General features: G+C 59.5%; 14 protein-coding genes. 8 read left to right on the top strand and 6 right to left on the bottom strand.

Annotated elements, in window-relative coordinates:
- Nucleotides 1-107: 107 nt before the first annotated feature.
- Complete coding sequence (locus tag J5276_RS18685) at nt 108-1,166, top strand: D-alanyl-D-alanine carboxypeptidase family protein (protein WP_046205618.1); 1,059 nt, start codon at nt 108-110, stop codon at nt 1,164-1,166.
- Nucleotides 1,167-1,374: 208 nt separating this feature from the next.
- Nucleotides 1,375-2,514, top strand: a complete 1,140-nt coding sequence (locus J5276_RS18680) for a GTP-binding protein (RefSeq protein ID WP_065704424.1) — start codon at nt 1,375-1,377, stop codon at nt 2,512-2,514.
- A 107-nt stretch (nt 2,515-2,621) separates the two neighbouring features.
- Here the strand turns inward: J5276_RS18680 and J5276_RS18675 are convergent, their stop codons facing one another.
- From J5276_RS18675 to J5276_RS18655, 5 genes are all read right to left on the bottom strand, one after another.
- Nucleotides 2,622-2,858 carry a sulfurtransferase TusA family protein gene (locus tag J5276_RS18675; protein ID WP_003511363.1) on the bottom strand — a complete coding sequence of 79 codons (237 nt, stop codon included), beginning with the start codon at nt 2,856-2,858 and terminating at the stop codon, nt 2,622-2,624.
- A complete protein-coding gene (locus J5276_RS18670) occupies nt 2,855-4,153 on the bottom strand; it encodes a murein L,D-transpeptidase family protein (protein ID WP_025595405.1) in 1,299 nt (432 codons plus the stop codon). The genes J5276_RS18675 and J5276_RS18670 overlap by 4 nt, the downstream gene beginning before the upstream one ends.
- Before the next feature lie 290 nt (nt 4,154-4,443).
- Nucleotides 4,444-5,397: an acetyl-CoA carboxylase carboxyltransferase subunit alpha gene (locus J5276_RS18665; protein ID WP_003511360.1), complete on the bottom strand. Its 954-nt coding sequence runs from the start codon at nt 5,395-5,397 to the stop codon at nt 4,444-4,446.
- A 63-nt stretch (nt 5,398-5,460) separates the two neighbouring features.
- Nucleotides 5,461-6,441, bottom strand: a complete 981-nt coding sequence (gene xerD / locus J5276_RS18660; protein WP_003511359.1) for a site-specific tyrosine recombinase XerD — start codon at nt 6,439-6,441, stop codon at nt 5,461-5,463.
- 11 nt (nt 6,442-6,452) lie between these two features.
- Nucleotides 6,453-6,626, bottom strand: a complete 174-nt coding sequence (locus tag J5276_RS18655) for a hypothetical protein (protein WP_003511358.1) — start codon at nt 6,624-6,626, stop codon at nt 6,453-6,455.
- A 188-nt stretch (nt 6,627-6,814) separates the two neighbouring features.
- Between J5276_RS18655 and J5276_RS18650 the strand changes: the two genes are divergently transcribed.
- Nucleotides 6,815-7,396 carry a shikimate kinase gene (locus tag J5276_RS18650; protein ID WP_003511357.1) on the top strand — a complete coding sequence of 194 codons (582 nt, stop codon included), beginning with the start codon at nt 6,815-6,817 and terminating at the stop codon, nt 7,394-7,396.
- 5 nt (nt 7,397-7,401) lie between these two features.
- Nucleotides 7,402-8,535 carry a 3-dehydroquinate synthase gene (gene aroB / locus J5276_RS18645; RefSeq protein ID WP_003511355.1) on the top strand — a complete coding sequence of 378 codons (1,134 nt, stop codon included), beginning with the start codon at nt 7,402-7,404 and terminating at the stop codon, nt 8,533-8,535.
- Nucleotides 8,536-8,554: 19 nt separating this feature from the next.
- Here aroB and J5276_RS18640 read toward each other — a convergent pair whose 3' ends face one another.
- Complete coding sequence (locus J5276_RS18640; protein ID WP_065704422.1) at nt 8,555-8,836, bottom strand: BolA family transcriptional regulator; 282 nt, start codon at nt 8,834-8,836, stop codon at nt 8,555-8,557.
- A 115-nt stretch (nt 8,837-8,951) separates the two neighbouring features.
- Between J5276_RS18640 and J5276_RS18635 the strand changes: the two genes are divergently transcribed.
- The 4 genes from J5276_RS18635 (at nt 8,952) to J5276_RS18620 (ending at nt 13,672) form a co-directional block, all read left to right on the top strand.
- Nucleotides 8,952-9,590 carry a J domain-containing protein gene (locus J5276_RS18635; protein WP_065704544.1) on the top strand — a complete coding sequence of 213 codons (639 nt, stop codon included), beginning with the start codon at nt 8,952-8,954 and terminating at the stop codon, nt 9,588-9,590.
- A 68-nt stretch (nt 9,591-9,658) separates the two neighbouring features.
- Complete coding sequence (gene cobS, locus J5276_RS18630) at nt 9,659-10,648, top strand: cobaltochelatase subunit CobS (protein ID WP_003511352.1); 990 nt, start codon at nt 9,659-9,661, stop codon at nt 10,646-10,648.
- 107 nt (nt 10,649-10,755) lie between these two features.
- Nucleotides 10,756-12,657 carry a cobaltochelatase subunit CobT gene (gene cobT / locus J5276_RS18625; RefSeq protein WP_013761798.1) on the top strand — a complete coding sequence of 634 codons (1,902 nt, stop codon included), beginning with the start codon at nt 10,756-10,758 and terminating at the stop codon, nt 12,655-12,657.
- Complete coding sequence (locus tag J5276_RS18620; RefSeq protein WP_065704420.1) at nt 12,647-13,672, top strand: esterase-like activity of phytase family protein; 1,026 nt, start codon at nt 12,647-12,649, stop codon at nt 13,670-13,672. The genes cobT and J5276_RS18620 overlap by 11 nt, the downstream gene beginning before the upstream one ends.
- Nucleotides 13,673-13,675 lie beyond the last annotated feature (3 nt).

Below are 13,675 nucleotides of genomic sequence, written 5' to 3'. Positions count from 1 at the left end.
TGAATATTGCCATTCCCTGACTGAAGACGGGAATTCGAGGATAAGCCTTGCCACAGAATCTTAAATCGCCAAACGCCGCCCGACGGCTCTCCGCAGCCATTGCCATCATGACCGCCGGCCTTGTTGCCGCTGCACCCGTGGCGAATGCCAATCCAAAAATGGTGGTCGATGTCAAAACCGGCAAGGTGATTTCCCACCAGGAAGCGTTCCGCAAGTGGTATCCGGCCTCGCTGACCAAGCTGATGACCGCCTATATCGCCTTTTCGCAGATGAAGGCCGGCAAGCTCAGCCCGCAGACGGAAGTGGTGATGAGCAAGAAGGCCGCCGACCAGCCGGCCTCGAAAATGTATTTCAAGCCCGGCCAGAAGCTGACGATGGACAGCGCGCTGAAGCTGCTGCTCATCAAATCCGCCAATGATATCGCTGTGGCGATTGCCGAAACCATCGGCGGCACCAGCGATAATTTCGTGGCGCAGATGAATGCGCAGGCGCAGCGGCTGGGCATGAGCTCCACCCGTTACATCAACGCCAACGGCCTGCCCGGCAAGGGCCAATATACGACGGCGCGTGACCTTGCGCTTCTGGCGTTGATCATCAAGCGGGAATTCCCGGAATATGCCCATTATTTCTCGCTGGAAGGTGTCACCACCGGCAAGAAGGACTACGCCAACTTCAATATGCTCGTTGGCCGCTTTGATGGCGCAGATGGCATGAAGACCGGCTTCATCTGCGCATCCGGTTTCAACCAGGTGTCCTCCGCCGTGCGCAACGGCCGTTCGGTCATAACTGTGGTGCTGGGGGCAGATAGCCTTGCCGGGCGAACCGACCAGTCCGCTGATCTGCTGCAGATGGGACTGACGGCGCCCTCGGGCCAAGGCGTTTCACTCGCCTCGCTGGCACCCTATGGCGATACCGCCGAGGTAAACGACGTCAGTGCCGAAATCTGCAATCCGAAGGCGGCCAAGGTGCGCAGCGAAAGCCGCGACGAGACCGGCCGCATGGTCATCCATTCGCCCTACGTTACGGAAATGACCCGTCCGCCGGAATATTCTTTCGCGGGTCTCATTCCCGGCAGTGAGACGGTGGCGGTCAACACCGCCAAGGGTGCGAGCGCCAAGGGACAAGTGGCCAACGTGCCGATTCCGATCCCGCGTCCGACATTCTGATTTCGCCTAACCGCACTCTTTATGGATGAGGGCGCGCGCGAAGCCTGAACGCTGCGCGGAATCTGTATTCGCAGCTTCGGTTTGTTATGATATTACAGTGTCGCTCGTGGCCTTCAGGCCCCGGGCGATTTTTTGTGATTATTGCGCGGTTCCGGATCTAATATCGGCCAACGATCTGCCGGAGCGGCCATCAACATACAGGCAAGACATGTCTCGCGATCGCATACCGGTTTCAATCATCACCGGATTTCTCGGCGCCGGAAAATCGACGCTGCTCAACCGGCTTCTCAAAGACCCCGATATGAGCGACGCCGCGATCATCATCAATGAATTCGGCGATGTCAGCATCGACCATATGCTGGTTGAAAGTGCAGGCGAGGGCATCATCGAACTGGCGGAAGGCTGCCTTTGCTGCACCGTTCGCGGCGAGCTGGTGGATACTCTAGCGGAACTGATGGACGGCATCCAGACCGGCAAGCTGAAGCCGGTGAAGCGTGTCGTGATCGAAACCACTGGTCTTGCTGATCCCGCTCCCGTCATGCAGTCTGTCATGGGCAACCCGGTGATTGCGCAGAATTTCGTTCTGAACGGCATCATTACGGTTGTGGATGCCGTGAACGGCCTGTCCACACTCGATAATCACGAGGAAGCGGTGAAGCAGGCGGCGGTGGCCGATCGGCTGGTGATGACGAAGCGCGCGCTTGCCGATGCTTCCACAATTTCCACGCTGTCGGCCCGCCTTCAGGCGCTAAACCCGCGCGCGACGATCGAGGATGGTGACCGGGCCGACTGGAGTGCTGCCGCACTGCTGGATAACGGTCTTTACGATCCCGGCAGCAAAAATGCCGATGTCGGCCGCTGGCTGGGGGAAGAGGCGGAACACGATCACCACGACCACGACCACGATCATGACCACCACCATCATGGCGACCACGATGGCCACCATCACCACCACGATGTGAACCGGCACGACGCGTCGATCCGTTCCTTCTCGATCATTCACGACCAGCCGATAGCCCCGATGGCAATCGACATGTTCGTGGACTTGCTGCGTTCGGCGCATGGGGAAAAGTTGTTGCGGATGAAGGCCGTCGTCAAGCTGTCGGACAATCCGGACCGACCCCTTGTGCTGCACGGGGTACAGAACATTTTCCACACACCCGAGCGCCTCGCGGCATGGCCGGACCCGTCTGACCAGCGCACGCGCATGGTGCTGATTACCAAGGATTTGCCGGAGGCGTTCGTGCAGGACCTGTTTGCTGCTTTCACCGGCACGCCGGGCATCGACCGTCCGGACAGGCAGGCGATGACGGACAATCCGCTGGCGGTTTCGGGGTTGAGGTTTTAGGTCGCAAAACGGTGGTTGAAACCCGCGGGCGGGGCACCCCTTTACCTTGTCGAGTATCTCACCCTCAAGGGGGAGATCGAGTGGAGTATTCTCGGCAGCGAGGGTAATTACGCTCCCTTCACGATCCTGAATCGGTGTCCTTTGGTCAACGTCGTAGTTTCAACCAGGCTATGCCCATCCTGGTTGCACATATGGGCAATATCGATAACCGCCAGCGGGTCGGTCGTCTCTACAACAAGAACATCGCCCGCCTGCAGGCCAGCGAGTTTTTTACGGCTTCTTAAAACCGGAAGGGGGCATTTAAGCCCCCTCAAGTCGAAAACTATGTCAGCCGTGTCGGTCATTCCTTGGCCCAGAACTTCCAGAACGGCTTCTTTTCCGGTGCTTCCGCTGGCGGTGCTGCGGAAAAAGCGAGCGGGTTCATGGCCGGTACAGGGACCTGGGCGGCAGTTCCGTTCTGACCAGGCCCCGAAGCCGCAGGCGTAGCAGCGGCAACCATTGTCGGGGCCGCCGGGGCAGGGTTCGATTGCGGAGCTGCGGGCTGGGTTGCCGAAGGATGCGGGGTCCGCAGAGAAGACGCGGTTGCGGTGGTCGCCGGCGAAGACGAGGTCACCTGCTGCGCCTTCTTCTCCATCAGCGCGGCATATTCCGTTTCCTTCATCAGCTTGCCGGCCTTCAGCGCCGAGCCGGTCGGAGCATAAGCGGGTTCGCGGCCCTTGCGCTTTTCGGCAACCAGCGCTTTGCGCTCCGCCTCGCTCGGGTCGTACCAGGCCATGCCGTCATATTTCTTCATCGCCTTTTCATAGGCGAGATCATAGGTCTTTTCGTAGCTCGAAAGCGCGCTCACCAGTGCCGGCGGCGTGCTCATGGCCGGGCATTGCGCAGATGCGTTGAACGTGCCGCCTTCGGTCTGCTGGTTGAAGACATATTTCTTCTCGCAGACATTCACTTCCGGCGGGCGTTTCGTGACTTCGAAATTGTCGTAACCGACCTTCAGCATCTTCCAGAAATCGAGATGCTCGCTCTGGCGGTGGCGGGCCATGTTTTCCGCGGTCATGCGGAAGGGAAAGGCCTGCAGCTGAACGGTCTTCTGGCCACCCTTGAAGGCGTCGCGGGCGAAACCGTAGATTTCAAGGATCTGCGCGTCCGTCATCGAATAGCAGCCGGATGACGAGCAGGCGCCATGGATCATCAGGTTGGTGCCGTTGCGGCCGTTGGCGGCATCGTAGCGGTTCGGAAAGCCGGTGTTGATGGCAAGGTAATATTTAGAGTTGGGATTGAGGTGCGCGGGCGTCAGGTTGTAGAAACCTTCCGGCGCCTGCCGGTCGCCCTCTTTCACCTTGGGGCCGAGTTTGCCGGACCAGGCGCAAATCTGGTATTCGGCAATCTTGTCGAAGCGGTTGTCGCGCTTGGCCTTCCAGATTTCCAACGCGCCTTCTTCCTTGAAGATGCGGATCATGATCGGCGAGGTGCGATCCATGTTCTTCTTGTCGATCTCGGCAAGAATGGACGGAGAAAGCGGGTAATCAACCTTGTTTTTAACGTGGGAGACGTCGCGTTCGACGGTTTCGAGCGTATCGTTGCAGCCGCTGAGAATGAGCGCGGTGCAGGCAAGAAGTGCAAAATGTGTCAAACGCATGATCTGATCCGAAAGACGATGGCACGGGCGACGGAGTTCTACACCGTCCCGCGTGTATTTTAAATACGGTATTAACCGTTTACATCTTCTTAACTCAAATCGGACCCGCCCCTGCGGCCGCCGATACATCTGTTGATGTGACCGGACTATGGCCGAGTTGGGGCGAGATTCAAGGAAAATAAGGCTGGAGCTAGATTGTTTTGGCTTCTTTTTGATCCACCAAAAAATCTAACTGCCTCTTTTTGCGCATTTCCGCACGTAAACCGCTGCGCACTTTTACTGGAAACGCTCTAAAGGTTTCTGCCGATATCCAGGAATTTCTGGCGGCGTTCGGCGCGCAGCTGCGTGCCCGAGCGCTGCGAAAGATCGGCGAGCGCCTTGGCGATAACGTCGCCGGTGGCACCAATCACGGCCGCCGGATCACGATGCGCGCCGCCCATCGGCTCGGGAATGATGCCGTCGATGACGCCAAGCGACTTCAGATCTTCCGAGGTGATTTTCATGTTGGTCGCGGCTTCCTTGGCACGGGTCGAATCGCGCCAGAGAATGGAAGCGGCACCTTCCGGCGAAATCACCGAATAGATCGCATGTTCGAGCATGTAGACGCGGTTGCCCGTGGCGATCGCGATTGCGCCGCCCGAGCCGCCTTCGCCGATGACGACGGAGACGATCGGCACCTTGACGTTGAGGCACATTTCCGTCGAGCGGGCGATGGCTTCTGCCTGACCGCGCTCTTCTGCGCCGACACCGGGATAGGCACCAGCGGTATCGATAAGGGTCACGACCGGCAGCGAGAAGCGGTCAGCCAGTTCCAGCACGCGGATCGCCTTGCGGTAACCTTCCGGACGCGGGCTGCCGAAATTGTGCTTCAGGCGGCTTTTGGTGTCATTGCCCTTTTCCTGGCCGATAATGGCGACGGGCTGGCCATTAAAGCGGGCAAGGCCCGCCTGGATGGCAGCGTCTTCGGAAAATTTGCGGTCGCCTGCAAGTGGCGTGAAATCCGTGAACAGCGCCTTGGCGTAATCGACGAAATGCGGGCGCTGCGGATGGCGCGCGACCTGCGTTTTCTGCCACGCGTTCAGCTTGGAATAGATATCCTGCATCGCGTCATTGACGCGTGATTCCAGGCGATTGATCTCCTCCGAGGTGTCTATGCTCTCGTCTTCATCGGCAAGCTTCTTCAGCTCGATGATCTTGCCTTCAAGGTCCGAGATAGGTTTTTCGAAGTCGAGATAATTGTGCATGAGATCCGTTTCCGATCGTTTTGCGCAAGGTTTGAGCCGGATTATCCGGCGGTTCCGGTCGCTCTAATCAAGGTTTTTGCCCTGTTTGGCAAGGGGGTGATGTGTTTGTACCAGCTCTTGCAGGCGTTCTTCCAGCACATGTGTATAGATTTGTGTCGTGGAAATGTCGGAATGGCCGAGCAGTTCCTGCACGGCGCGCAGGTCGGCGCCGTTCTGCAGAAGGTGGCTGGCAAAGGCGTGGCGCAGGACATGCGGTGACACCGCCGAGGGATTGAGGCCCGCGCGAATGGCAATGTCCTTCAGGTCGCGGGCGAAAACCTGTCGCGGCAGATGCCCTTCCTTGCTGTTTGAAGGAAACAGCCACGGACTTTCCGGACTGTCAGCCTTTTTGGGGGACGCGGGCGTCCTGCTTTTCTCAGGTACGAGCGACTTCCTGGCCGCGTCGTATTTTTCCATCGCCTCGATGGCCGCGCGAGACAGCAACACCATGCGGTCCTTGTTGCCCTTGCCGCGGATCATCAGGAAGCGTCCCTCCTGGCGCAAAACCTTGACCGGCAGCGAAACGAGTTCGCTGACGCGCATGCCGGTCGCGTAGAGAAGTTCGAGCAGGAGATGCATGCGGATGCGGGCAAGCTGGCCGGGGCCGGTTAAGGCGGCCTCTTCAGCAGCGATGCCAAGAAGTTTTGTCACGTCCGCGACGCTCATCGTCTTGGGCAAGGTGAGGCCCTTCTTGGGTGCATCGATGGTACCGGTCGGGTCGTCGCCGCGAAGTCCTTCAGAATAGAGGAACCGGTAGAATTGCCGCATGGAAGACAGGCGTCTTGCCTGCGACGTGGCTGCAAAGCCCTGAGTGGAAAGATGGGTCAGATAGGCCGACAGGTCTGCCGTGGCGGCTTCCATCAAGGACTGGCCTCGGCCACCGAGAAATTCACGCAGATCGGAAAGGTCGCGTTCGTAAGAAGAGAGCGTATTGGCGGCGGCACCCCGTTCGGCGCTCATCATTTCCAGAAAACTTTCGAGCCGCGCGCCGTCCCGCCCGCTCATCTCTTTGCTACTCATGGGGTGCGCCTTGCCGGCTCCGCCGACGGCGGGTTCAGCCGCTCGGAAGGAATGCGCACCGTCACCTCGCGATCATTGGGCTTGACGAACATGACCAGCAGCACCATGCCGCCATAGATCAGCCCCGCGATGGTTGCCAGTATCATCGTGAAGCGGAAGAGGGTTGGCATGGCGGCTCCGTGAGGGTGGCTGTCTGAAGGTATATGCGGTGCAGCGAAAGCGGCGACAAGATCAAAAAGCGGTAGTCCGCCGCTGCCGCATGCGGCGATGAATGTGATTCAACGCAATTCAGTCAGCAATTTGGCTTGACGCTTCGTAAACATTTGCAGATATCCATGCCAAACGGGCTTTCAATTTTATGAATGAAAAGAATTTATCTGTCCCGGTCACACTCGGGGAGCAAGCGCGGGCCAAGCTCGCCGGGCGCAACGTCGTCTTTGTCGGACTGATGGGGGCTGGAAAGTCCGCGATCGGTCGCATGGTCGCCCAGCAGCTCAAGGTCTCCTTCATCGACACGGATGTCGAAATCGAGCGTGTTTCCCGCATGACGATAGCCGAACTTTTCGCCACCTATGGCGAGGAGGAGTTCCGGGCGCTGGAAACGCGGGTCGTCAAGCGGCTGCTGCGCGGTGGCCCCAAGGTCATTTCTACCGGCGGCGGCGCTTTCATCAACGACAATACCCGCCGGCACATCACGCGCGGCAGTGTGTCGCTGTGGCTGAAGGCCGATATCGAGGTTTTGTGGGAAAGGGTCAACAAGCGTGATCATCGCCCGCTTCTCAAGACCGAAAACCCCAAGGCCACGCTGGCGGCTCTGATGGAGAAACGTTATCCGATCTATGCGGAAGCGGATCTGACCATCGAATCCCGCGATGTCCGCAAGGAGATCATCGTGACCGAAGTGCTGGCCGCCATCGCCGGCCTTGAACAGAAAGACTGAGCATCATGACGCCTTCCGAAATCCACACCGACGAACGTCTTGTCCATGTGCCGCTCGGTGAGCGCGCTTACGACATTCTGATCGGACCGGGCCTGATCGGCAGGGCGGGCGGCGAGATTTCGTCGCGGCTGAAGGGCAGGCGTGCCGCTATCATCACTGACGAGCATGTTGCACCGCTTTACCTCGAAGGCCTGATGGACGGCCTGCAGACGGATGGCATCGAGGCCGTTTCGCTGACCTTGCCTGCGGGCGAGAAGACCAAGAGCTTCGAACATCTGGTCACTGTTTGCGATGCCGTTCTCTCCGCACGGGTGGAGCGCAACGATGCGGTGATTGCGCTTGGCGGCGGTGTTATCGGCGATCTCGCCGGTTTTGCGGCGGGCATCGTGCGTCGCGGCGTGCGTTTCGTGCAGATACCGACCTCGCTTCTGTCGCAGGTGGATTCCTCCGTCGGCGGCAAGACGGGCATCAATACCCGCCAAGGCAAGAACCTTGTCGGCGTTTTCCATCAGCCCGATCTGGTGCTGGCCGATACGGCGGTGCTCGATACGCTGAGCGAGCGCGAATTCCGCGCCGGTTACGCCGAGGTGGTGAAATATGGCTTGATCGACAAGCCGGACTTCTTCTTCTGGCTGGAAAAGAACTGGGATGAAATCCGCACCGGCGGTCCCGCCCGCATCCAGGCGATTGCCACAAGCTGCCAGGCGAAGGCCGATGTGGTGGTGGCCGACGAGAAGGAAAACGGCGTACGCGCCCTTCTGAACCTCGGCCACACATTCGGCCACGCGCTGGAGGCAGCAACGAATTATGACAGCAAGCGGCTGGTGCACGGCGAAGGTGTCGCCATCGGCATGGTGCTGGCGCACCAGTTTTCCGCCCGCCTCAACCTTGCAAGCCCTGATGATGCCGCGCGCGTCGAAGCGCACCTCAAGGCGGTTGGTCTGCCAGTGTCAATGAAGGATATTCCAGGTGAACTGCCGCCGGTCGAGATGCTGATGGCGGCAATTGCGCAGGACAAGAAGGTCAAGGGCGGCAAGCTCACCTTCATCCTCACCCACGGCATCGGCCAGTCCTTCGTGGCCGACGATGTCGCGACGTCCGAGGTGCAGTCTTTCCTGTCGGAAAAGCATCCCGGCTGAGGCTTAAGGCGCGCGTTACCTAGAACCGCGTCGGCTCCCCCGGCGCCGCCGCCTCGATGGCGAGGGCATGCAGCCCGGCGTCGAGTTCCTGTTTCAAAAGTGCATTGATCGCCCGGTGGCGGTCAATGCGTGACTTGCCTGCGAAGCTTTCAGACACTATCTGAACACGCATATGCGTCTCGCCGGTGCCGGTTATGTCCGGCTGATGGCCGGCATGCATCTGGCTTTCATCGATCACCACCAGGCGTTCCGGCGAAAAGCTTTGCCGAAGCTTTGTTTCTATGCGTTCTCGCAGGGACATGCGATGGGCTCCAATCCTGTTGGCTGGTCTTTAAAAGGGGCTACCTAAAAGCCTGCAACATTCCGCTTTGTCAATTCTTGTTGTGCGCCTTTTCGCACCCCATAATCAGGGCATCATGAAACTGGATTCGAAATATTTCGACCGCATCCGTACACGCAGAAAAAGGGACAGGGAACCTGAGGTTCAGGCCCCGACCTGCCAGTGGGACGGATGCGACAAGCCGGGCGCTCACCGTGCACCTGTCGGCCGCAATGCCGAGGGGCAATTCTTCCTGTTCTGTTTCGAGCATGTGAAGGAATACAATAAGGGCTATAATTATTTCTCCGGGCTGTCTGACACCGAGATCGCCCGTTACCAGAAGGAAGCGATCACCGGCCATCGTCCCACCTGGACGGTTGGCGTGAACAAGACTGCGCGCGACAGCCCGCTGCACTCCACGCTGCGTTCCGGCGCGGCGGGCGCGGCCAATGCCCGCATCCGCGATCCTTTTGGCTTCACGAATGGTTATGCAAACGGGGCAAAGGCCGGCGGCCAGCGCCTGCAGCAGGACCGCAAGTTGAAGACGCTGGAGGCGAAAGCCTTCGATACGCTCGGCCTTTCTGCGGGTGCAAAGCAGGAAGAGATAAAAAGGCGCTATAAGGAGCTTGTCAAAAAGCACCATCCTGATGCTAATGGTGGCGATCGCGGCTCTGAAGAACGTTTTCGGGCTGTTGTTCAAGCATATCAATTGTTAAAGCAGTCAGGTTTCTGCTAAGCCAACGTTCGTGTTTACCGCCTGATTGATGATGTGGCCGGGTGGCCGCCGCCCGCCTTGGAGACGTGATGAGCAAAATCGACCTTGATATTTCCAACCTGCCCGACACGACGGTGTCCGTGCGGGAGGTTTTCGGCATTGATACGGATCTGCGGGTTCCCGCCTATTCGCAGGGCGACGCCTATGTGCCCGACCTTGATCCCGACTATCTTTTCGACCGCGATACGACGCTCGCTATTCTTGCCGGTTTTGCTCACAACCGACGCGTCATGGTTTCCGGCTTTCACGGCACGGGCAAGTCCACCCATATTGAGCAGGTAGCTGCCCGCCTGAACTGGCCCTGCGTGCGCGTCAATCTTGACAGCCACGTCAGCCGTATCGACCTCGTCGGCAAGGACGCCATCGTCCTCAAAGACGGCAAGCAGGTCACCGAATTCAAGGACGGCATTTTGCCCTGGGCCTACCAGCACAATGTCGCGCTTGTCTTCGACGAATACGATGCCGGTCGCCCGGACGTGATGTTCGTCATCCAGCGCGTGCTGGAATCCTCGGGCCGCCTGACGCTGCTCGACCAGAGCCGCGTTATCCGTCCTCACCCCGCCTTCCGCATTTTTGCGACCGCCAACACGGTCGGCCTCGGCGACACGACGGGCCTTTACCACGGCACGCAGCAGATCAACCAGGCGCAGATGGACCGCTGGTCCATCGTCACCACGCTGAACTACCTGCCGCATGAGCAGGAAGTGAACATCATTGCCGCAAAGGTAAAGAGCCTCAACAATCCGAAGGGTCGCGAAACCGTCTCCAAGATGGTGCGTGTGGCCGATCTTACCCGTTCGGCCTTCGTCAATGGCGACCTTTCCACGGTCATGAGCCCGCGTACCGTCATTACCTGGGCGGAAAATGCGGAAATCTTTGGCGATCTCGCCTTTGCGTTCCGCGTGACCTTCCTCAACAAGTGCGACGAACTGGAGCGCACGCTGGTTGCCGAACAATATCAGCGGGCTTTCGGCGTCGAGCTGAAGGAAAGTGCTGCGAACATCGTTCTCAGCGCCTGATCTTCCCCGGCTTGTCCGGAGAACATCACCGATGACTTGAAGACGCCGGCGGGCCGCGCATCCTTGGATGGGCGGCTCCGAAGCGTCGACAACTGACAGGAAAGACAATGGCAGCGCGCGGCGACAATTCCAGAGCAAAACCGGGTACGGCGGTCGATACCGAACCGTTGCGTCAGGCGATTGCCGGATGTGTGCGATCGGTTGCCGGCGATGCAGAGGTTGAGGTCGTTTTCGCCAATGAGCGGCCTGGCCTTGCCGGAGAGCGCATGCGCCTGCCGGAAATTTCCAAGAAACCCACCGCGCAGGAAATCGCCGTCACCCGTGGCCTTGGCGATTCCATGGCGCTTCGCCTTGCCTGCCATGACGCTGACACCCATGCGGTGATGTCGCCGCAGGGTGCCGAGGCGCGGTTGATCTTTGACGCTGTTGAGCAGGCGCGGGTGGAATCCATCGGTGCACTGCGCATGCCGGGCATGGCCTCCAACATTCAGGCCATGAACACGGAAAAATATGCCAAGGCGAATTTTTCGGGCATCAACACGAAGGACGATGCACCGCTTGCCGAAGCCGTCGCCCTTTTGGTGCGCGAGAAGCTGACCGGCGAAAAGCCACCGGCCAGTGCCGGCAAGGTTCTCGACCTGTGGCGCGACTTCATCGAGGACAAGGCCGCCGGCGACCTGAGCGACCTTTCCAAGGTGATTGGCGACCAGAAGGCTTTTTCGCGGCTGGTGCGCAAGATGCTGACCTCCATGCAGATGGCGGAGGAATTCGGCGACGACGATAACGAGCCGGAAAGCCAGGAGGCAGAATCCGACGAGGAGCAGCCGCGCACTAACGAGACCGAAGAAGAACAGGTCGAGGAAGAAGCCGGTTCCGATGCGACGCCCGCTGATGAAAGCGAGGCCTCGCAGGAGGAGATGGAAGAAGGCGAGATGGACGGCGCCGAGATGTCGGACGAGGAAATGTCCGACGATCTCGATGAGGATTCCGAGACGCCCGGCGAGACCCGCCGCCCCAACAGCCCCTTCGACGATTTCAACGAGAAGGTCGACTACCGCATATTCACCCAGGAATTCGACGAGGAAATCCACGCCGAGGAACTGTGCGACGAGGCGGAGCTTGACCGCCTGCGCGCGTTTCTCGACAAACAGCTCGCCCATCTTCAGGGCGCCGTCGGACGTCTGGCGAACCGGCTGCAACGCCGCCTGATGGCGCAGCAGAACCGTTCGTGGGATTTCGATCTGGAAGAGGGCTATCTCGATCCGGCTCGCCTCGTGCGGCTTATCATCGATCCCATGCAGCCGCTCTCCTTCAAGAAGGAGCGCGACACCAAGTTCCGCGACACGGTGGTTTCGCTCGTCATCGACAATTCGGGTTCGATGCGTGGCCGCCCGATCACGGTTGCGGCCACCTGCGCCGATATTCTTGCGCGTACGCTGGAACGGTCGGGTGTGAAGGTGGAGATTCTCGGCTTCACCACCAAGGCGTGGAAGGGCGGTCAGTCGCGCGAGCAATGGCTGGCCAGCGGCAAACCCGGCTCGCCGGGTCGGCTCAATGATTTGCGCCATATCATCTACAAGTCGGCGGATGCACCCTGGCGGCGTGCACGGCGCAATCTTGGCCTAATGATGCGTGAAGGCCTGCTGAAGGAAAACATTGACGGCGAAGCGCTGATGTGGGCGCATAACCGCCTCATCGGCCGCCCCGAGCAGCGCAAGATCATGATGATGATTTCGGACGGTGCGCCGGTGGACGATTCGACGCTGTCGGTCAATGCGGGTAACTATCTGGAGCGGCACCTGCGCGCCGTTATCGAACAGATCGAGACACGTTCGCCGGTGGAGCTTCTGGCGATCGGTATCGGCCATGATGTGACGCGTTATTACCGTCGCGCCGTGACGATCGTGGATGCGGACGAACTGGCTGGCGCGATGACCGAACAGCTTGCTGCTCTCTTCGAGGATACCAATACCGCCAGCTCGTCCCGCAAGGTTCGCCGTGCGGGATAAGCGGGGCCGGGCTTTTCTTTCCTGTAAATCGCTGGCGGTAGCTGCAGTTCTTGCGGTCGCAGCGCTCGTTCCGGTTCCCATCGGCGCGTCGACCATCGATGTTCCGGTCAGCGTCCGTCTGTTGTCAGGCTTCGAGGTCGGCACCAGCGCCAGGCGTTTCGGCAAGCTGGAATTTATCGGCGGCATGGTGATGAGCACGCCGGAAAAACTATTCGGTGCCATATCCTCCATCCGCTTTCGCCCAAACGGGCAGGAATTCGTTGCTGTGCTGGATACCGGCCACTGGCTCACGGGCAAGATCGCACGCGGCCCGTCGGGCGCGCTGTCCGGGTTGGCTGACGTGCGTATCACTGCCATGCTGGATGCCAGCGGCGGTGAACCCTCCCGCAAGATGGAAATGGATGCGGAAGGTCTGGCGCTGCGGGATGGCAAGGTATTCGTCAGCTACGAGCAGCGGCACAGGATCGACGCCTATCCCGATCCGGGGTTCGAGACCTCAAAGCCGCTCAGCCGCCTGCCTCATCTCATTCCCAACAGCGAACTGCGCCACAATGGCGGCATGGAGGCCCTTGCGGTCTCGCCGGCCGATTCGCCGCTTGCCGGTGCCCTTGTCGTGGTGGCTGAGAAAAGCATCGATGCCGACGGCAATCTTCTCGCCGCCATACTGGAAGGCCCGTTGAAGGGCACATTCGCGGTCACCCATCACCCCTCATTCGACGTGACGGACGGTGCTTTCCTGCCCAATGGCGACCTGCTGCTTCTGGAGCGCCGCTTCAATTTCGCTGAAGGGGTGGGGATGCGCATCCGCCGCATCAAGGCTGCCGATATCAGGCCGGGCGCGGTGGTGGATGGCGAAATCCTGCTGGAAGCGGGCATGGTCTACCAGATCGATAATATGGAAGGCATGGATGTGGTGAAGGGGCCTGATGGTTCCACACGCCTCATCATCGTTTCCGATGACAATCACTCATTTCTCCAGCGCAATCTGATGTTGGAATTCAAGCTGGTGGAGTGAAGG

Source organism: Agrobacterium sp. S7/73 (genome assembly GCF_019355535.1).
GTDB lineage: Bacteria > Pseudomonadota > Alphaproteobacteria > Rhizobiales > Rhizobiaceae > Agrobacterium > Agrobacterium tumefaciens.
This window is presented reverse-complemented; position numbering and strand designations above follow the sequence as displayed.

What these genes read in the sequence shown, in the direction of transcription:
- J5276_RS18680 (WP_065704424.1), top strand. Translation starts at nt 1,375, where the DNA reads ATGTCTCGCGATCGCATACCGGTTTCAATCATCACCGGATTTCTCGGC.
- aroB (WP_003511355.1), top strand. Translation starts at nt 7,402, where the DNA reads ATGACGCCTTCCGAAATCCACACCGACGAACGTCTTGTCCATGTGCCG.
- cobT (WP_013761798.1), top strand. Translation starts at nt 10,756, where the DNA reads ATGGCAGCGCGCGGCGACAATTCCAGAGCAAAACCGGGTACGGCGGTC.
- xerD (WP_003511359.1), bottom strand. Translation starts at nt 6,441, where the DNA reads ATGAGCGGGCGGGACGGCGCGCGGCTCGAAAGTTTTCTGGAAATGATG.
- J5276_RS18670 (WP_025595405.1), bottom strand. Translation starts at nt 4,153, where the DNA reads ATGCGTTTGACACATTTTGCACTTCTTGCCTGCACCGCGCTCATTCTC.
- J5276_RS18635 (WP_065704544.1), top strand. Translation starts at nt 8,952, where the DNA reads ATGAAACTGGATTCGAAATATTTCGACCGCATCCGTACACGCAGAAAA.
- J5276_RS18640 (WP_065704422.1), bottom strand. Translation starts at nt 8,836, where the DNA reads ATGTCCCTGCGAGAACGCATAGAAACAAAGCTTCGGCAAAGCTTTTCG.
- cobS (WP_003511352.1), top strand. Translation starts at nt 9,659, where the DNA reads ATGAGCAAAATCGACCTTGATATTTCCAACCTGCCCGACACGACGGTG.
- J5276_RS18685 (WP_046205618.1), top strand. Translation starts at nt 108, where the DNA reads ATGACCGCCGGCCTTGTTGCCGCTGCACCCGTGGCGAATGCCAATCCA.
- J5276_RS18675 (WP_003511363.1), bottom strand. Translation starts at nt 2,858, where the DNA reads ATGACCGACACGGCTGACATAGTTTTCGACTTGAGGGGGCTTAAATGC.
- J5276_RS18665 (WP_003511360.1), bottom strand. Translation starts at nt 5,397, where the DNA reads ATGCACAATTATCTCGACTTCGAAAAACCTATCTCGGACCTTGAAGGC.
- J5276_RS18655 (WP_003511358.1), bottom strand. Translation starts at nt 6,626, where the DNA reads ATGCCAACCCTCTTCCGCTTCACGATGATACTGGCAACCATCGCGGGG.
- J5276_RS18650 (WP_003511357.1), top strand. Translation starts at nt 6,815, where the DNA reads ATGAATGAAAAGAATTTATCTGTCCCGGTCACACTCGGGGAGCAAGCG.